This is a genomic window from Pseudomonas abieticivorans, from assembly GCF_023509015.1.
Classification (GTDB): Bacteria; Pseudomonadota; Gammaproteobacteria; order Pseudomonadales; family Pseudomonadaceae; genus Aquipseudomonas; species Aquipseudomonas abieticivorans.
Genome location: NZ_CP094975.1, coordinates 3406176 through 3423395 on the forward strand (window position 1 = coordinate 3406176; position 17220 = coordinate 3423395).

At 62.1% G+C, this 17220-nt stretch carries 16 protein-coding genes; 11 read left to right on the forward strand and 5 right to left on the reverse strand.

The features are described 5' to 3' along the window. Nucleotides 1–50 precede the first annotated feature (50 nt). From L9B60_RS15595 to L9B60_RS15605, 3 genes are read left to right on the forward strand one after another with little or no spacing between them, the layout of a single operon-like run. The gene (locus tag L9B60_RS15595; RefSeq protein WP_249671552.1) at nucleotides 51–533 is read left to right on the forward strand and encodes a (2Fe-2S)-binding protein; all 483 of its coding nucleotides are present in this window, start codon (nucleotides 51–53) and stop codon (nucleotides 531–533) included. After that, a complete protein-coding gene (locus L9B60_RS15600) occupies nucleotides 530–1519 on the forward strand; it encodes an FAD binding domain-containing protein (RefSeq protein ID WP_249671553.1) in 990 nt (329 codons plus the stop codon). The genes L9B60_RS15595 and L9B60_RS15600 overlap by 4 nt, the downstream gene beginning before the upstream one ends. Further along, nucleotides 1516–3705 carry a xanthine dehydrogenase family protein molybdopterin-binding subunit gene (locus tag L9B60_RS15605; RefSeq protein ID WP_249671554.1) on the forward strand — a complete coding sequence of 730 codons (2190 nt, stop codon included), beginning with the start codon at nucleotides 1516–1518 and terminating at the stop codon, nucleotides 3703–3705. The genes L9B60_RS15600 and L9B60_RS15605 overlap by 4 nt, the downstream gene beginning before the upstream one ends. A 128-nt stretch (nucleotides 3706–3833) precedes the next feature. On the opposite strand, the gene L9B60_RS15610 is transcribed toward L9B60_RS15605, so the two are convergent. Beyond that, entirely contained in the window at nucleotides 3834–5066 is a 1233-nt protein-coding gene (locus tag L9B60_RS15610; protein WP_249671555.1) for an MFS transporter, read from the reverse strand. Between the two features lie 393 nt (nucleotides 5067–5459). On the opposite strand from L9B60_RS15610, the gene L9B60_RS15615 reads away from it, so the two are divergent. The 3 genes from L9B60_RS15615 to L9B60_RS15625 are packed head-to-tail and all read left to right on the forward strand — an operon-like array spanning nucleotide 5460 to nucleotide 8127. Next, complete coding sequence (locus L9B60_RS15615) at nucleotides 5460–6899, forward strand: cytochrome ubiquinol oxidase subunit I (protein WP_249671556.1); 1440 nt, start codon at nucleotides 5460–5462, stop codon at nucleotides 6897–6899. 3 nt (nucleotides 6900–6902) lie between these two features. Beyond that, nucleotides 6903–7910 carry a cytochrome d ubiquinol oxidase subunit II gene (cydB, locus tag L9B60_RS15620; RefSeq protein WP_249671557.1) on the forward strand — a complete coding sequence of 336 codons (1008 nt, stop codon included), beginning with the start codon at nucleotides 6903–6905 and terminating at the stop codon, nucleotides 7908–7910. A gap of 55 nt (nucleotides 7911–7965) precedes the next feature. Then, nucleotides 7966–8127: a DUF2474 domain-containing protein gene (locus L9B60_RS15625; protein WP_249671558.1), complete on the forward strand. Its 162-nt coding sequence runs from the start codon at nucleotides 7966–7968 to the stop codon at nucleotides 8125–8127. Nucleotides 8128–8219: 92 nt separating this feature from the next. On the opposite strand, the gene L9B60_RS15630 is transcribed toward L9B60_RS15625, so the two are convergent. Together L9B60_RS15630 and L9B60_RS15635 are read right to left on the reverse strand one after the other, a co-directional pair. Beyond that, nucleotides 8220–9344, reverse strand: coding sequence for a methyltransferase (locus tag L9B60_RS15630; protein ID WP_249671559.1), 1125 nt, complete (start codon nucleotides 9342–9344; stop codon nucleotides 8220–8222). Nucleotides 9345–9498: 154 nt separating this feature from the next. Beyond that, nucleotides 9499–10203, reverse strand: coding sequence for an autoinducer binding domain-containing protein (locus tag L9B60_RS15635; RefSeq protein ID WP_249671560.1), 705 nt, complete (start codon nucleotides 10201–10203; stop codon nucleotides 9499–9501). 263 nt (nucleotides 10204–10466) lie between these two features. Here L9B60_RS15635 and L9B60_RS15640 point away from each other — a divergent pair, with 263 nt between their 5' ends. Next, nucleotides 10467–11243 carry a ferredoxin--NADP reductase gene (locus L9B60_RS15640; protein WP_249671561.1) on the forward strand — a complete coding sequence of 259 codons (777 nt, stop codon included), beginning with the start codon at nucleotides 10467–10469 and terminating at the stop codon, nucleotides 11241–11243. Here the strand turns inward: L9B60_RS15640 and mscL are convergent, their stop codons facing one another. Further along, nucleotides 11244–11657: a large-conductance mechanosensitive channel protein MscL gene (gene mscL, locus L9B60_RS15645; RefSeq protein WP_249671562.1), complete on the reverse strand. Its 414-nt coding sequence runs from the start codon at nucleotides 11655–11657 to the stop codon at nucleotides 11244–11246. A gap of 177 nt (nucleotides 11658–11834) precedes the next feature. Between mscL and radA the strand changes: the two genes are divergently transcribed. After that, the gene (radA, locus tag L9B60_RS15650) at nucleotides 11835–13202 is read left to right on the forward strand and encodes a DNA repair protein RadA (protein ID WP_249671563.1); all 1368 of its coding nucleotides are present in this window, start codon (nucleotides 11835–11837) and stop codon (nucleotides 13200–13202) included. Nucleotides 13203–13212: 10 nt separating this feature from the next. On the opposite strand, the gene L9B60_RS15655 is transcribed toward radA, so the two are convergent. Further along, nucleotides 13213–13581 (reverse strand): PilZ domain-containing protein, encoded by a 369-nt coding sequence (locus tag L9B60_RS15655; RefSeq protein ID WP_249671564.1) that lies wholly within the window; start codon nucleotides 13579–13581, stop codon nucleotides 13213–13215. A 281-nt stretch (nucleotides 13582–13862) separates the two neighbouring features. Between L9B60_RS15655 and L9B60_RS15660 the strand changes: the two genes are divergently transcribed. The 3 genes from L9B60_RS15660 to yjiA all read left to right on the forward strand — a co-directional run bounded on the left by L9B60_RS15660 (nucleotide 13863) and on the right by yjiA (nucleotide 17216). Next, complete coding sequence (locus L9B60_RS15660; protein WP_249671565.1) at nucleotides 13863–15929, forward strand: carbon starvation CstA family protein; 2067 nt, start codon at nucleotides 13863–13865, stop codon at nucleotides 15927–15929. A gap of 18 nt (nucleotides 15930–15947) precedes the next feature. Beyond that, nucleotides 15948–16145: a YbdD/YjiX family protein gene (locus L9B60_RS15665; protein ID WP_008371622.1), complete on the forward strand. Its 198-nt coding sequence runs from the start codon at nucleotides 15948–15950 to the stop codon at nucleotides 16143–16145. 114 nt (nucleotides 16146–16259) lie between these two features. Further along, the gene (yjiA, locus tag L9B60_RS15670; RefSeq protein ID WP_249671566.1) at nucleotides 16260–17216 is read left to right on the forward strand and encodes a GTPase; all 957 of its coding nucleotides are present in this window, start codon (nucleotides 16260–16262) and stop codon (nucleotides 17214–17216) included. Nucleotides 17217–17220: the final 4 nt, after the last annotated feature.

Below are 17220 nucleotides of genomic sequence, written 5' to 3' on the forward strand. Positions count from 1 at the left end.
CCGCTCGGCAGAAGCAGCGCGTAATCAACCTGACGACCGTGAGGTGCCACATGCCCGGCCACGCCCCGATTCCCGTCCGCCTGACCTTGAATGGCCAGGCCCGCGACCTGCACATATTGCCCTGGACCACCCTGCTCGACCTGTTGCGCGAGCAATTGGACCTGGTAGGCAGCAAAAAAGGCTGCGACCACGGCCAGTGTGGCGCCTGCACCGTGTTGCTCAACGGCAAGCGGGTGAACGCCTGCCTGACCCTGGCAGTGATGTGCGACGGCGCCGAGTTGACCACCATTGAAGGGTTGGCCACCGGCGAGCAACTGCACCCGATCCAGGCTGCCTTCATCAAGCACGATGCCTTCCAGTGCGGTTACTGCACCCCGGGGCAAATCTGCTCGGCGGTCGGTTTGTTGCAGGAAGGACGGGCGCACAACCCCGAGCAGGTGCGCGAACTGATGAGTGGCAACCTGTGCCGCTGCGGCGCCTACAGCAATATCCTCGCGGCCATCGAAGATGTGCGGGAGGGCTCGCCGTCATGAACCCTTTTGCCTACCGCAAGCCCAGTGCCGTCAGTGAAGCCATTGGCCTGACGGGCCCCCATAGCCGCTTCATCGCAGGCGGCACCAACTTGCTCGACCTGATGAAAGAAAATATCGAGCGGCCGGACCAGGTGATCGACATCACCGGCCTGCCGTTGCGCGATGTGCGGGAAACGGCCGAGGGTGGCCTGCTGATCGGCGCCTTGGTGAGCAATGCCGACCTGGCCTGGCACCCGCTGGTCGAGGCCCGTTATCCGTTGCTCAGTCAGGCGATTTTGGCAGGCGCCTCGCCGCAGTTGCGCAACATGGCAACTACGGGCGGCAACCTGTTGCAACGCACCCGCTGCTATTACTTCTATGACGCCGGCGTGCCCTGTAACAAGCGTGAACCGGGCAGCGGCTGCCCGGCCAGGGACGGCCTCAACCGCATCCACGCGATCCTTGGGGCCAGCGACCAGTGCGTCGCCACTCACCCCTCGGACATGTGCGTGGCCCTGGCGGCGCTGGAGGCGGTGGTGCACGTTCAGGGCCGCGCGGGCTCACGCACTATCGAATTCGCCGACTTCCATCGGCTGCCGGAGCAGGCCCCGGAGCGGGACAATCAGTTGGCCGACGATGAGCTGATTACCGCGATCGAGTTGCCTGCCGCAGGTTTTGCCCAACATAGCCATTACCTGAAGATCCGTGACCGCGCTTCCTACGCCTTCGCTTTGGTTTCAGTGGCGGCGGCCCTGGCACTGGACGGTGACGTGATCCGCGAGGCCCGCCTGGCACTGGGCGGCGTGGCACACAAGCCCTGGCGTGACCGCGCGGTAGAGTCGGCGCTGGTCGGCCGAACGGTCAGCCACGAAACCTTCACGGCGGCCGCCGAAGCACTGCTCAAGCCTGCCGAACCCTTGGCCCACAACGCTTTCAAAATCAAACTGGCCCGGCGCGCGGTAATCCGCGCCCTGAGTGCCGCAGCCTTGGGAGGGCAGCCATCATGAGCGAATTGGGCAAACCCATGGACCGCGTCGACGGCCTGCTCAAGGTGACCGGCCAGGCGCGCTATGCCGGTGAGTTTCCCGAGGCCGACCTGCTGCACGGCAGCGTGGTATCGAGCACCATCGCCCGTGGCCGGGTGATCTCGATCGATGCTTCGGCGGCATTGGCCTTGCCTGGCGTGGTAGCGATCATCGATCATCAGAACCGTCCAGCCGTGGCCAGCTACGACAAACCCTACACTGACGCCGATGCGGCCGAAGGCTCGCCGTTCCGCCCGCTGTACAACGACCGGGTGCTGTACAGCGGCCAGCCGCTGGCGCTGGTGGTGGCCAGTAACCTGGAACTGGCCCGGCATGCAGGCTCGCTGGTGCGCATCGAATACGCCGAAGAGCCTCACGACACCGATTTGCTGGCCCACCTGGCGCAGGCCCATCGCGCACCGGCCGAAACGCCCAAGCCGCGTGGCAACTTCCAGGCCGAACTGGCAGGCGCGGCGCTGAGCATCGATGCCACCTACGTCACCGCCATCGAGCACCACAACCCCATGGAGCCCCACGCCAGCACGGTGCTGTACCAGGCCGACGGCAGCCTGGTGATCCACGACAAAACCCAGGGCCCGCAGAACTGCCAGGCCTACGTGCAAAAAGTTTTCGGCCTTGAAAAAGATCAAGTCCGTATCCTCGCAGCTTTCGTCGGCGGTGCCTTCGGCTCAGGTTTGCGACCCCAGTACCAACTGCCCTTGGCAGTGATGGCGGCCTTGCAGCTCAAACGCTCGGTGCGGGTCACTCTCACGCGTCAGCAGATGTTCACCTTCGGCTACCGCCCGCGCACCGTGCAGCGTTTGCGACTGGGCTGTGCAGCCAATGGCCGCCTGCTTGCGGTCGGCCATGAAGCCACTGGGCAGACCTCGCGCTTCGAAGACTTCACCGAGCACGTGGTGGAGTGGAGCGGCATGCTTTACCACTGCGATAACGTCGAACTGAAGTACAACCTGGTGCCGCTGGACGTGTACACGCCTCTGGACATGCGCGCACCCGGCGCCGCCTTGGGCCTGATCGGCCTTGAATGCGCCATGGACGAACTGGCCTGCGCGGTGGCCATCGACCCAGTGCAGTTGCGCCTGCTGAACTTTGCCGAGCGCAACCAGAATGAAGACAAGCCTTATTCCAGCAAGCAGTTGCGCGCCTGTTATGCCCAGGGCGCCGAGCGCTTCGGCTGGAACAAGCGCAACCCTGAGCCGCGCAGCCAGCGCCGTGGCCGCCAACTGGTGGGTTGGGGCATGGCCGGTGGGGTGTGGGAGGCGTTGCAGATGAAGGCCAGCGCCAAGGCGCGGCTCGATGCCGACGGTAAATTGGTGGTCAGCAGCGCAACCACCGATATCGGCACAGGCACTTACACCGTGATGACCCAGATCGCCGCCGATGCTTCAGGTGTGGCGGCGGAAAATATTCGATTTGTACTGGGCGATTCGTCATTGCCCACGGCGCCGCTGCAAGGCGGCTCGTTTACCGTGTCCTCAGTCGGGACTGCCGTGCAGCAGGCATGCGAAGCGTTGAAAGAACAGCTGTTGAACCTGGCCCGCCAGGTGGACCCGGACTTTGCCGACGTCACTCTGGAACGCGCTAGCTTCGAGCACGGCGAGCTGCGCTGCAATCAAGCCCGCCGCTCGTTTGCCGAACTGATCCAGGCCAGTGGCCGTGAGGCTCTGGAGGTCCAGGTCGACGCCCAGCCGGATAAAAAACGCGAGGCGTTCGCCACGGCCACCCACTCGGCGGTATTCGTGGAGGTGGAAGTGGACGAGGACCTGGGCAGCATCAAGGTCACCCGGGTGGTCAGCGCGATTGCCGCCGGGCGCGTGGTCAACCCCAAGATGGCCCGCAGCCAGATCCTCGGCGGGGTGGTGTGGGGCATCGGCATGGCCTTGCATGAAGAAACCCAGATCGACCACAACCTGGGCCGCTACATGAACCACAGCCTGGCTGAATACCACATCCCGGTGCAGGCCGACATTGGCGAGGTGGACGTGATCTTTGTCGAGGAGCAGGACGCCATCGTCAATGCGCTGGGTTCCAAGGGGGTAGGGGAGATCGGCATCGTCGGCGTGGCGGCGGCGGTGGCCAATGCGATCTATCACGCCACGGGCAAGCGGGTGCGAGAGTTTCCGATTACCTTGGATCGGGTTTTGTAGCACGGGCTGGCGCTCGTTTCCCGTGTAGGAGCGGATTCATCCGCGAAGGCCGTAACGCGGTGCAGCAGGTAAACCGCAGCGATCTTTTCGCGGATCAATCCGTTCCTACAGAGGGCCGGGCCTGGGCCTCACGCCAATTCTTTGGACACCATCCGATCGCGCTTGGCCAGCGAGGGGAACAACCTGATCCAGATCCCCGTCACCGCCAGCGTCCCCACGCCGCCCAATACCACCGCAGGCACGGTCCCCAGCCAGTGCGCCGTGACCCCTGATTCAAACTCGCCCAGCTGGTTTGATGCACCGATGAACAGGCCGTTCACCGCACTCACTCGCCCGCGCATCTCGTCCGGTGTTTCCAATTGAACGAAAGCCCCGCGGATCACCATGCTGATCATGTCGGCGGCGCCCAGCACCGCCAGCACCGCCAGCGAGAACCAGAACGAGGTCGACAGGCCAAAGCCGATGGTCGCAACGCCGAACACACCGACGCCCGTGAACATCACCCGGCCAACATTGCGTTCGATGGGAAAGCGCGACAGCCAGAATGACATCAACAGCGCGCCCACCGCCGGTGCCGAGCGCAGCATGCCCAGGCCCCAGGGACCGGTCAGCAGAATGTCGCGGGCAAATACCGGCAGCAGCGCCGTGGCTCCGCCCAGCAGCACAGCGAACAGGTCCAGGGAAATCGCCCCGAGGATGTCCGGCCGGCTGCGAATGAAATTGATCCCGGCCAGCAGCGATTGCAGCGTGGCCTTGCCTTTGTGCAGGGGTGTCTGGCGGGCGGGCAAGCTGAGCATCAACGATAACGCCAACACGTACAGCACTACGGTTGGGCCATACACCCAGATACTACCGAAGGCATACAGGAAGCCGCCCATGGCCGGCGCGACGATGGTTGCTGTCTGCATGGCCGATGCCGAGGCCGCTACTGCCCGAGGAAACAAGGCGGTGGGCACGATGTTCGGCAGCAACGCCTGGGTGGTTGGCATTTCGAAGGCGCGGGCGCTGCCCAGCAGGAAGGCCAAGACAAAAATCATCTCGCGGCTGACATTGTCGGTGCTGCTGCCAATCACCAGGGCCAACGCCACCAACGCTTGGCCCGTTTGGCAGATCGCCGCCACCTTGCGCCGGTCGTAGCGGTCGGCCACGTGCCCGGTGTGCAGCATGAACAGCACCCGTGGGGTGAATTCCACCAAGCCCACCAGGCCCAGGTCGAGCACGCTGCCGGTCAGTTGGTAAAGGTGCCAGCCAATGGCCACCGTGAGCATTTGAAAACCGCTGGCGGTGCACACCCGCGCCAACCAGAACGCCAGAAACGGGCGGTGATGACGTAACAACAACGGCGTAGCGGGACTGGACATGGGGCAGGGTGACCTCGCGGGCAAGATGCGCGAGATTATCATTACTTGTAACAGCAGGTTGCAAAAATACAGGTCGCAGGCGTTCGCTACACGGCTTGGGAGCAATCGACGAAGTTCACCACAGGGCCTACTTTAGAAGGGTGAGGCAACCTGTCGCGTGACAATAGACCACGCGGTTGTCTTGCTTGAATGGGTCTACTCTTTCAAGGGTAATTGATCCAGGTCAACACGTTTTGCGCAGGCCAAGTGTGCAGCGGTGTTCGCCGTACCCCCAGGGTCAGAAGTATTTAGAACAATCCCGACGCGCCGCACTCAACTACCGTGGGGGCCGTTGGCGTGGGGCTGCCGGTATTTTCGGCGCCCGCAGCCGAGTCATCTGATAGAGGAAGCCATATGTTCGGTTTAGAGGCACTAGATCTCGCCCGAATGCAGTTCGCGTTTACGGTCTCGTTCCATATCCTGTTTCCTGCCATCACCATCGGCCTGGCCAGTTTCCTGGCCGTGCTGGAAGGCATGTGGCTCAGGACCCGAGACGATACCTACCGTGACCTGTACCATTTCTGGTCGAAAATCTTTGCGGTCAACTTCGGCATGGGCGTGGTCTCGGGCCTGGTCATGGCCTACGAGTTCGGCACCAACTGGAGCCGTTTCTCGGACTTCGCCGGTGCGGTAACCGGGCCTCTGCTGACGTATGAAGTACTGACGGCGTTCTTCCTGGAAGCCGGCTTCCTGGGCGTGATGCTGTTCGGCTGGAACCGCGTGGGCCGTGGCTTGCACTTCTTCTCGACGGTGATGGTGGCGGTCGGCACGCTGATCTCGACCTTCTGGATCCTGGCCTCCAACAGTTGGATGCAGACCCCACAGGGCTACGAGATCGTCGACGGTCGCGTTATTCCGGTGGACTGGCTGGCGGTGATCTTCAACCCCTCGTTCCCGTTCCGCCTGGCCCACATGGCCATTGCCGCGTTCGTCGCGACCGCGTTCTTCGTCGGCGCATCGGCTGCCTGGCACCTGTTGCGTGGCCGCGACAACCCGGCCATCCGCCGGATGCTGTCCATGGCCATGTGGATGGCACTGATCGTCGCGCCTATCCAGGCAGTGGTCGGTGACGCCCACGGCTTGAACACCCTGGAGCACCAACCGGCAAAAATTGCTGCCATCGAAGGCCACTGGGAAAACGTCGGCGACGAGCCAACCTCATTGATCCTGTTCGGTTGGCCCGACATGAAGGCCGAGAAAACCAAGTACGCGGTCGAAATTCCGTATTTGGGCAGCCTTATCCTGACCCACAGCCTGGACCGTCAGATCCCGGCGCTCAAATCCTTTGCGCCGCAAGATCGGCCTAACTCCACCATCGTGTTCTGGTCGTTCCGCATCATGGCCGGCTTGGGCATGCTGATGATTTTCGTCGGCCTGTGGAGTGCCTGGTTGCGCTGGCGCGGCGGCTTGTACAGCAACCGCCTGTTCCTGCGGCTGGTGATGTGCATGGGCCCGGCAGGCCTGATCGCGATGCTGGCGGGCTGGTTCACCACCGAGATCGGCCGTCAGCCGTGGGTGGTGTATGGCTTGCTGCGCACCGCCGATGCCTCGTCCAACCACAGTGTCGGGCAAATGAGCCTGACCCTGGTGCTGTTCGTGGTGGTGTACTTCTCGCTGTTCGGTACCGGCTTTGGCTACATGATGCGCCTGGTGCGCAAAGGGCCGAAAACCCACGAAGGCGCTGAAGCGACCCACGGTGGCCCGGGCCAGAAACGTACGCCTGCACGTCCGCTTTCCGCTGCTGATGACAGCAACGAAGCCGGCAACGCCGACAGCCTGAACAAGGGGAATTGAATCATGGGTATTGATCTTCCACTGATCTGGGCCGTGATCATTATCTTCGGCATCATGATGTACGTGATCATGGACGGCTTCGACCTGGGGATCGGGATTCTCTTCCCGTTCATCAAGGGCGACAGCGACCGTGACGTGATGATGAACACCGTGGCACCGGTCTGGGACGGCAACGAAACCTGGCTGGTACTGGGCGGCGCCGCGTTGTTCGGCGCCTTCCCGCTGGCTTATTCGGTAGTGCTGGAGGCGTTGTACCTGCCGTTGATCTTCATGCTGTTCGGCTTGATCTTCCGCGGCGTGGCGTTCGAGTTCCGCTTCAAGGCCCGTGACCACAAGCGGCACATCTGGGACAAGGCCTTCATCGGCGGTTCGCTGGTGGCGACGTTCTTCCAGGGCGTGGCGCTGGGCGCGTTCATCGACGGCATCCCGGTGGTCAATCGTACCTACGCGGGCGGTGGCCTGGACTGGCTGACGCCATTCTCGCTGTTTTGCGGCGTGGCCCTGATCGTGGCCTACGCCTTGCTCGGCTGCACCTGGCTGATCATGAAAACCGAAGGCCCGCTGCAAGAGTCGATGCATAAATTGGCCAAGCCGCTGGCGCTGGTGCTGTTGCTGGTGACCGGTATCGTCAGCGTGTGGACACCGATCACCCATGGCGAGATTGCCGAGCGCTGGTTCAGCATGCCCAACCTGTTGTGGTTCATGCCAGTGCCGTTGCTGGTGCTGGTGTCGTTGTACGGCTTGCTCAAGGCGGTGGCACGCCGTGCCCACTACACGCCGTTCCTGCTGACCCTGGTGCTGGTATTCCTGGGCTACAGCGGCCTGGGCATCAGCCTGTGGCCGAACATCATCCCGCCGTCGATTTCGATCTGGGACGCCGCTTCGCCGCCGCAAAGCCAGGGCTTCATCCTGGTCGGCACGTTGTTCATCATCCCGTTCATCCTGGGGTACACCTTCTGGAGCTACTACGTGTTCCGCGGCAAGGTCACCCACGAGGATGGCTACCACTAGTCGAACGTTGCAGCGTCCCGGTCGTTTGCCCGGGACCTGCAAAGGAGATCAGGCAATGACTGGCAATGAAACCGAGCAAGACCCGGCCGCCGACAAGCCATGGTGGAAGAAGGTTGGCTGGCTGCTGATCATCTGGACCGGCAGCGTGGTGGCCCTGGCCATCGCGGCCGAGGTGTTGCGCATGTTCATGACGGCTGCAGGCATGAAATCCCACTGATATCCCATCCCGCTGTATTGCACAGGCAGCGGTTTTTTATAGCCCTCTTCGGAGGGTTTTTTTTTGCCTTGGGTGGGCGGGCCTCGGCGTGATTATTTGCGTGCCTTGAGGATCACGAACTTGGGCGTGGCCGCTACTTGTTCCACGCCGCGAAACAGCTTGGTCAATTTGCCATGGTAGCCCAGGTGGCGGTTGCCCACGATGTAGAGGGCGCCGCCCACGACCAACGCCTCGCGGGCCTGCTGGAACATGCGCCAGGCCAGGAAATCACCCACCACCTGCTGCTGGTGGAAGGGCGGGTTGCACAGCACCACGTCAAGTGACTGGGGCTCCTGGCTGGCCAGGCCGTCGTCGGCACGTACCGTCACCGGGCGCTCGCCCAAGGCCGCCTGCCAGTTCTCGCTGGCCGATTGCACGGCCATGTAAGACTCGTCCACCAATGTGTACTGCGCCTGCGGGTTGGCCAGGGCGCTGGCGATGGCCAGGATGCCGTTGCCACACCCCAGGTCCGCCACCCGCGCGCTGCCCAGGTTCCGCGGCAGGTGGGGCAGGAACGCACGCGTGCCGATGTCCAACCCTTCGCGGCAGAACACGTTGGCGTGGTTGAGCAGTACCATCGGCGGCTGCTCGAGTGCATAGCGACTTGGGTAGGGCGAGGTGAAAGGTGCCTTCGCTTGGGCCGTGGCGATCAGCAGGCGGGCCTTTTTCACTGCCAGCGAGGCGCTGACCGGCCCTACATAGCGCTCCAGCAAGTCGCCGGCCGCACGGGGCAAGTGCTTGACCATGGCGGCCGCGACCACCAGCGCGTCGGGCTTGAGGTGCCCCTGCAGGCGGATCAGTTGTTCTTCCAGCAGCGCCAAGGTCTTGGGCACGCGCACCAGCACGCGATCGAACAGGCCGCCCCACTGCTCACTGGCAGGCAGCACGCTCAGGGCATCGAACGGTTGGCCATTGCGCACCAGGTTTTTCTCCAGCGCCTGCGCGCCCAGGTACGAGTCACCGCTGCTGACCACTTCGGCATGGCCCAGCAGGCTGGCCGCCAAGGCACCAAAGCTGTCGTTGAGGACCAATACCCGCGCCTGCTTGCCCAAGGGGTGCTCGGCCAGGTGGCCGAGCAGGTATTCGTCGGCGGCATCGAAGGCCTGCAGCGGTTCGCTGGCCTGCTCGGGCTGGCGGATCAGGTCGAGGGCGGCGAAGGCGGAGGTGAACACGGGCATGGGGCGAAGACTCTGGGTAATGGGCAGTGATTACGCAAGTCTTGGGAGGCTTAAAACTCGCAGGGTGCACGCGCCAAGACCCGATCGGGGGAGTTGCGTGCAACCAGGGAATTCTACGGTTTTTTTCCAGGCTTGGCTAAAACACACGACGCGATTACAGCAGCCCACCCATGGCGGCCTGCACCACGGCCGAGGTTTTGTTGCTGGCGTTGAGTTTTTTGATCGCACTGTGGACGTGGAAGTTGACCGTGCGCTCGGACAGGCAAAGGATCATGGAAATGTCCGCCGCCGTCTTGCCTTCGGCCGACCAGCGCAGCACTTCGATTTCGCGAACACTTAGCGAGGGGGTGGCGCCATCTACCTTCTGCAGCAGTTGATCGCTCAACAGTGAATGCATCACGTTGCACAGCCAGAGCACCTGGCCGGCCTTGTCGTAGAACTCCTCGGTGGTGACTGCCTCCCTGCGCACCAGGCTCAAGACGCTGATGCTGCCGCGGTGATCGTGGGCTGACTGGCTGACGCCATGGCGTATGCCGTGGGCATGGGCATCGTCACGGAAACAGGGCGAACGGGCCAGCACCTCATCGGTCCAGTGCAGGGGCACCATGCTGCGGGTGCAGTGGGCAACGGTAGGGTCCTGCGCCACGTAATTCATGCTCTGGTAGCGCTGGGTCCAGGCTTTGGGCATGTTGGTCAGGGCGATGATCTTCGGTGCACTGGCGATCGTCCTGGAATAGGTACCAAACGCCAGGTAATCAAATCCCAGTTGCCTGACGAGGTCGACCGCCCTGCGGGTGATCACGCGCTCGTCGGTCTGGCACTGCAAGTCTCGCAGTTGTTCGGCCTTCCAGTGTTCCATGATGCAAACCTCGCAGGCTTATGTAGCGACTGTATTGGGATCCAATATTGATCGTCACCTTATTCTAGAAAACAAAATGGCGGGCACCCATTTAATTTTGCTGTGTCCGTCGAACGGCACAATTAACCGCTGTTTGCTGAAAACAACAGACACGTTGGCTGCAATTAGAAACAGCGTTTACGCATATCCCACTACAAACCACAGGTGTTTATTCGCCTTTCAATGCGGGACACTGTGCGCAATCGAACCAAATGGAGCGCACCATGACTGCCAGCGCAGAGAAATTCACCCGCCAGACCCTGCTTCACGTGCAGCCCCTGACTCCCAGCCTGTTCACCTTGCGCACCACCCGTGATGTCGGTTTTCGCTTCGTTGCAGGGCAGTTCGTACGTTTGGGTGTCACCAAGGCCGATGGCAGCGTGGTATGGCGCGCCTATTCGCTGGTGTCGTCGCCGCATGACGAATTTCTGGAGTTTTTTTCCATCGTGGTGCCCGGGGGGGAGTTCACCAGTGAACTGAGCCGGCTGCGCGAGGGTGATGAGCTGTTGGTGGAGCGCCAGGCCACCGGCTACTTGACCCTGAACCGGTTTGTCGACGGTCGTGATCTGTGGATGTTATCCACGGGGACCGGTGTGGCGCCGTTCCTGTCGATACTGCAGGACTTCGAGGTGTGGGAGAAATTCGAGCGCATCATCCTGGTGTACAGCGCGCGCGAGGGTCGGGAGTTGGCGTACCGTGAGTTGATCGACGGGCTCGCTGACCGCGATTACCTGGCCGAATATGCTGGCAAATTGCAGTTCATTGCCACGGTTACCCGCGAAGAAGTACCTGGGGCATTGCACGGGCGTATCACCCAACTGATCGAAAGTGGCGCCCTGGAAGAGGCCGCCGGCGTGAACCTCACGCCTGAGCATTCGCGGGTAATGATCTGCGGCAACCCGCAAATGATCGATGACACCCGGCAAATGCTCAAACAGCGCGATATGCAGTTAAGCCTTACCCGGCGACCCGGAGCGGTCGCCGTGGAAAACTACTGGTAGTCAGGGCTTGTTGTTCAAGCTCTTGAGCTGGTCGCGAATCTCGGCCAGCAGTATTTCCTGGGGGGTTGGCACTGGCGGTACGGTCGGCGCCACGGCTTCTTCGCGCTTGAGGCGGTTGATGGCCTTCACGCCCATGAAAATGGCGAACGCGACGATGATGAAGTCGATGATGCTCTGGATGAACTTGCCGTAGGCCATCACCACGGCGGGTGTCGTGCCCTCTGCAGCCTTGAGGGTAACCGCCAGGTCACTGAAATCGACGCCGCCGATCAGCAGACCGATTGGCGGCATGATCACGTCGCCGACAAACGACGACACGATTTTGCCGAAGGCGGCACCAATGATGATACCCACGGCCATGTCGACCACATTGCCTTTGACCGCGAAGGCCTTGAACTCACTTATCACGCCCATGGTTTATTCCTTGTAACAAATGGAGGTTAGTCAGCGCAGTGTAAATCAGCTAAGCGTTTCATGCGCTGCGCCTGGTGCAAGTGACCGACGTTATACCGAATAGTTTTGTTCGGTTTGCCGTGGCCTGTCGGTGCCCGTACTCCGTTATGATGGTGGTTTTGCCAAGCAGGTATCCCGATGGCCAAGGCCAAGCGCATGTACGGCTGCACTGAGTGCGGCGCCACCTTCCCGAAATGGGCCGGCCAATGCGGTGAATGCGGGGCCTGGAACACCCTGACCGAAACCATGATCGAGAGCGGCGGCGCTGCTGCCCCGGCCGGTCGGACCGGCTGGGCCGGGCAGCAGGCGCAGATCAAGACCCTGGCCGAGGTCAGCGTAGAAGAAATCCCACGCTTCTCCACCAACTCCGCCGAACTAGACCGCGTGCTCGGCGGTGGCCTGGTCGACGGTTCGGTGGTTCTGATCGGCGGCGACCCAGGCATCGGCAAGTCGACCATCCTGCTGCAAACCCTGTGCAACCTGGCCACGCGCATGCCCGCGCTGTATGTCACTGGCGAGGAATCCCAGCAGCAGGTGGCCATGCGTGCCCGCCGCCTGGGCCTGCCCCAGGACCAGTTGCGGGTGATGACCGAGACCTGCATCGAAACCATCATCGCCACGGCCCGCGTCGAAAAACCCAAGGTGATGGTGATCGACTCCATCCAGACCATCTTCACCGAGGCCCTGCAGTCGGCGCCCGGTGGCGTGTCCCAGGTGCGTGAAAGTGCGGCCCTGCTGGTGCGCTACGCCAAACAGAGCGGCACGGCGATCTTCCTGGTAGGCCACGTCACCAAGGAAGGTGCGCTGGCAGGTCCACGTGTGCTGGAGCACATGGTCGACACCGTGCTGTATTTCGAAGGCGAGTCCGACGGCCGCCTGCGCCTGTTGCGCGCGGTGAAAAACCGCTTCGGCGCGGTCAATGAATTGGGCGTGTTCGGCATGACCGACAAGGGCCTCAAGGAAGTCTCCAACCCTTCGGCGATTTTCCTGACGCGTGCCCAGGAAGAAGTGCCTGGCAGTGTGGTCATGGCCACTTGGGAAGGCACGCGGCCGATGTTGGTGGAGGTGCAGGCCCTGGTCGACGACAGCCACATGGCCAACCCGCGCCGCGTGACCCTGGGCCTGGACCAGAACCGCCTGGCCATGCTGCTGGCCGTGCTGCACCGCCACGGTGGCATCCCCACCCATGACCAGGACGTGTTCCTCAACGTGGTGGGCGGGGTCAAGGTGCTGGAAACCGCCTCGGACCTGGCCTTGATGGCCGCCGTGATGTCCAGCCTGCGCAACCGCCCGCTGCCCCACGACCTGCTGGTGTTCGGCGAAGTTGGCCTGTCGGGCGAAGTGCGTCCGGTGCCGAGCGGCCAGGAACGCTTGAAGGAAGCGGCCAAGCATGGCTTCAAACGCGCCATTGTGCCCAAGGGCAACGCCCCTAAGGAGTCGCCGCCGGGGTTGAAAGTGATCGCGGTCACGCGGTTGGAACAGGCGCTGGATGCGTTGTTCGAATAAAGGGTTGCGGTCAAACCTCGATCAACGCCCCCAACTCCCGCTCCAGTTCCTTCGTATCGCCCAGGTTCAATTCAATGATGCGGCGCAGGTGCTCGATGGAATCCAGCCCGATGTGCAGGCAGTGAAACCCCAGCCTGTCGGGCTCTTCGTGGACCAATTCAGCGTCCATGCGCACTTCAATGGCATCGCTCAGATGGATGTGCACGATGAAAGGCAGTTTGGCGTCGCCCAGCCAGGGCGAGGGCCGCTCGATCAGCATGCCGCGCAACGACAAGTCGATCAGTTTCACAGGCCAAGTGAAGCGGCCTTGGGTGAGTTCGGTCTTGGCGTCGAAGGCGATGCGCTTGAAGCGCCGGCGTTCGGCATGGGAATCAGGCATGGCGGAGTCCTCTGCTGTCGAACTCACTATAGCTTAGTGTCTTAAAGCCATCTTCGAACCGGTCGACATTACTCGTGCTTGGGCCTCAAAGAGTGCGCTTACAAGGGGGCGGCGATGATCACTGGTCTGCTGCCCCTTGCCAACGGATGGCCAAGGGCGGATAAAAATGTCATGTCAACCGCTAAAACGCGGCTCTAGACCAAGGTGGGGGGTGGTCTTTCCCACCAGTCTCGCTAGACTCGCAGGGCTGACTTCGTATCCACTTCGCTGGAATATAAAAAATGAAAAATAATAATAGCCCGCTACGCCATTTACCCTGGCTGCTGCTGGCAATCGTGGGCGCTTGCGCACTGGGCGTCGTGGCATTGCGCCGCGGCGAGGCAGTCAATGCCTTGTGGATCGTGGTGGCGGCGGTGGCGATCTACCTCGTCGCGTATCGTTACTACAGTCTGTTCATCGCCAACACCGTCATGCAACTGGACCCTCGCCGGGCGACGCCTGCGGTGCTCAACAATGATGGTCTGGACTACGTGCCGACCAACAAACACATTCTTTTCGGTCACCACTTCGCGGCTATCGCCGGCGCCGGCCCCCTGGTGGGCCCGGTACTCGCGGCGCAAATGGGCTACCTGCCCGGTACGCTCTGGCTGATTGCCGGCGTGGTGCTGGCAGGCGCCGTGCAAGATTTCCTGGTGCTGTTCATGTCCACCCGCCGCAACGGTCGCTCCCTGGGCGACATGGTGCGCGAGGAAATGGGCCGCGTGCCGGGCACCATCGCCCTGTTCGGCTGTTTCCTGATCATGATCATCATCCTCGCGGTGCTGGCGCTGATCGTGGTCAAGGCCCTGGCCGACAGCCCATGGGGTATGTTCACGGTGATGGCGACCATCCCGATCGCGATGTTCATGGGCGTGTACATGCGCTACATCCGCCCGGGCCGCATCGGCGAGATCTCGATCATGGGCGTGGTGTTGTTGCTCGGTTCTATCTGGCTGGGGGGCCAGATCGCCGCGACGCCAGAGTGGGCCAAGGTGTTCACTTTCACCGGGATCCAGATCACCTGGATGCTGATCGGCTACGGCTTCGTGGCGGCGGTGCTGCCAGTGTGGCTGGTGTTGGCGCCGCGTGACTACCTGTCGACGTTCCTGAAAATCGGCACCATCATCGCCCTGGCGATCGGTATCGTGATCACCAACCCTGACCTCAAGATGCCGGCGCTGACCCAGTTCATCGACGGCACGGGCCCGGTGTGGAAGGGCGGGCTGTTCCCGTTCCTGTTCATCACCATCGCCTGTGGCGCGGTGTCGGGTTTCCACGCGTTGATCTCCTCGGGCACCACGCCCAAGCTGTTGGATAACGAAGCCAACGCCCGCTACATCGGCTACGGCGGCATGTTGATGGAATCGTTCGTGGCGATCATGGCGATGGTTGCCGCCTCGGTGATCGAGCCGGGGGTGTACTTTGCCATGAACAGCCCCGCTGCCATCGTCGGTGGCGACGTGGTGACCGTGGCGCAAACCGTCAGCAGCTGGGGTTTTGCGATTACCCCGGACGCGCTGCAGGCGGTGGCCAAGGACATCGGTGAAACCACCATCCTGGCCCGTGCCGGCGGTGCACCGACCCTGGCGGTGGGTATCGCGCAAATCCTGCACCACGTACTGCCGGGTGAAAACACCATGGCGTTCTGGTACCACTTCGCGATCCTGTTCGAGGCGCTGTTCATCCTCACGGCGGTAGATGCCGGTACCCGTGCCGGGCGGTTCATGTTGCAAGACTTGCTGGGCTCCTTCGTGCCGGCGCTCAAACGCACCGAGTCGTGGGTGGCCAACATGATCGGCACGGCCGGCTGCGTGGCGCTGTGGGGCTACCTGCTGTACCAGGGCGTGATCGATCCGCTGGGCGGTATCAACACCTTGTGGCCGCTGTTCGGTATCTCCAACCAGATGCTCGCCGGTATCGCGCTGATGCTGGGCGTGGTCGTGCTGATCAAGATGAAGCGCCAGCGCTATATCTGGGTACCGTTGATTCCCGCGGCCTGGCTGCTGATCTGCACCACCACGGCCGGCTTCATCAAGCTGTTCGACCCAAGCCCGGCCGTCGGCTTCCTGGCCCTGGCCAAGAAGTACAGCGATGCGCTGGCTGCAGGCCAGGTGATTGCACCGGCCAAGGACATCAACCAGATGCAACACGTGATCTACAACGCGTACACCAACGCGACGCTGACCGCGCTGTTCCTGCTGGTGGTGTTCAGCATCCTGTTCTATGCCATCAAGGTGGGCGTCGGGGCCTGGAACAAGACCGAGCGCACCGACAAGGAAACGCCTTTCCAGGCGATTCCAGACGCGTGATAACCGAGGGTTGCAAGCATGTTCAATGACCTGAGTCGGCTGGGCAAATACCTCGGCCAGGCCGCGCGCCTGATGGTCGGCATGCCCGACTACGACAACTATGTCGAGCATATGCAAACCAAACACCCGGACAAGCCGGTGATGGACTACGAGGCGTTCTTTCGCGAGCGCCAGGAAGCCCGTTACGGCGGCAAGGGTGGCCCCAAGTGCTGCTGATCTGCTAACGGTCGATGCCTGACCCTGTGGGAGCACAGCTTGCCGGCTATGGCGGATTTACCGACGCCATCGCCAGCAAGCTGTGCTCCCACAGTCATTTAATGGAGAACCAAGTTGACCCTGCCCATCCCCGTCACCATCCTCAGCGGCTTTTTGGGTGCCGGCAAGACCACTTTGCTGCGCCACCTGCTCAAGGCCGAGCACGGTCTTAAAATCGCCGTGATCGAAAACGAGTTCAGCGACGCCGGCATCGACACCCAGTTGCTGGGCGACGCGCCGGTGCAGGTCATGACCCTGGCCAACGGCTGCGTGTGCTGCACCATCCACACCGACCTGACCAAGGCGCTGTACCTGCTGCTGGAGCGCCTGGACAGTGGCGAAATTGCCTTCGACCGCTTGGTGATCGAATGCACCGGCCTTGCGGACCCTGCGCCAGTGGCGCAAACCTTTTTCATCGATGAAGAACTGCGCGAGCGCTACATTCTCGACGGCATCATCACCTTGGTGGACGCCGCTCATGCCGACACTCACCTGGCCCAGACCATTGCCCAGGCACAGGTCGGGTTCGCCGATCGCTTGCTGGTAAGCAAGACTGACTTGGTCACGCCAGAGGTTTTCGAAGCCCTTGGCCAGCGTTTGACGCGTATCAACCGACGCGCCCCGGTGCGGGTGGTAGAGCACGGCAATATCGACCTGAGCGAACTGCTGGATGTGCGCGGCTTCAACCTCAACGGCGCCCTCAACCTGCGCCCGGTGGTGCCGGCAGGCAGTGTCGACCGTATCAGCAGCATGGTGTTGCGTACCGACGCGCCGCTGGATATCGACAAGCTCAGCGAGTTCATGAACGCGCTTCTGGAGGCGCACGGCAAGCAATTGCTGCGCTACAAGGGCGTGTTGAGTATCGCGGGGGAGTCGCGGCGCCTGGTGTTCCAAGGCGTATTGAAATTGTACGGTTTCGATTGGGACAGCGAATGGGCGGAAGATGAAAAGCGCGAGAGCGTGATGGTGTTCATCGCCGATGAACTGCCGGAGGACAAGATCCGGGCGGGGTTTGCCGCGTTGGCCGATTGATGTC

Excerpts from the sequence above, each read along its gene's own strand:
- L9B60_RS15595 (WP_249671552.1), top strand. The coding sequence starts at position 51 with ATGCCCGGCCACGCCCCGATTCCCGTCCGCCTGACCTTGAATGGCCAG.
- L9B60_RS15600 (WP_249671553.1), top strand. The coding sequence starts at position 530 with ATGAACCCTTTTGCCTACCGCAAGCCCAGTGCCGTCAGTGAAGCCATT.
- L9B60_RS15605 (WP_249671554.1), top strand. The coding sequence starts at position 1,516 with ATGAGCGAATTGGGCAAACCCATGGACCGCGTCGACGGCCTGCTCAAG.
- L9B60_RS15610 (WP_249671555.1), bottom strand. The coding sequence starts at position 5,066 with ATGTCCAGTCCCGCTACGCCGTTGTTGTTACGTCATCACCGCCCGTTT.
- L9B60_RS15615 (WP_249671556.1), top strand. The coding sequence starts at position 5,460 with ATGTTCGGTTTAGAGGCACTAGATCTCGCCCGAATGCAGTTCGCGTTT.
- cydB (WP_249671557.1), top strand. The coding sequence starts at position 6,903 with ATGGGTATTGATCTTCCACTGATCTGGGCCGTGATCATTATCTTCGGC.
- L9B60_RS15625 (WP_249671558.1), top strand. The coding sequence starts at position 7,966 with ATGACTGGCAATGAAACCGAGCAAGACCCGGCCGCCGACAAGCCATGG.
- L9B60_RS15630 (WP_249671559.1), bottom strand. The coding sequence starts at position 9,344 with ATGCCCGTGTTCACCTCCGCCTTCGCCGCCCTCGACCTGATCCGCCAG.
- L9B60_RS15635 (WP_249671560.1), bottom strand. The coding sequence starts at position 10,203 with ATGGAACACTGGAAGGCCGAACAACTGCGAGACTTGCAGTGCCAGACC.
- L9B60_RS15640 (WP_249671561.1), top strand. The coding sequence starts at position 10,467 with ATGACTGCCAGCGCAGAGAAATTCACCCGCCAGACCCTGCTTCACGTG.
- mscL (WP_249671562.1), bottom strand. The coding sequence starts at position 11,657 with ATGGGCGTGATAAGTGAGTTCAAGGCCTTCGCGGTCAAAGGCAATGTG.
- radA (WP_249671563.1), top strand. The coding sequence starts at position 11,835 with ATGGCCAAGGCCAAGCGCATGTACGGCTGCACTGAGTGCGGCGCCACC.
- L9B60_RS15655 (WP_249671564.1), bottom strand. The coding sequence starts at position 13,581 with ATGCCTGATTCCCATGCCGAACGCCGGCGCTTCAAGCGCATCGCCTTC.
- L9B60_RS15660 (WP_249671565.1), top strand. The coding sequence starts at position 13,863 with ATGAAAAATAATAATAGCCCGCTACGCCATTTACCCTGGCTGCTGCTG.
- L9B60_RS15665 (WP_008371622.1), top strand. The coding sequence starts at position 15,948 with ATGTTCAATGACCTGAGTCGGCTGGGCAAATACCTCGGCCAGGCCGCG.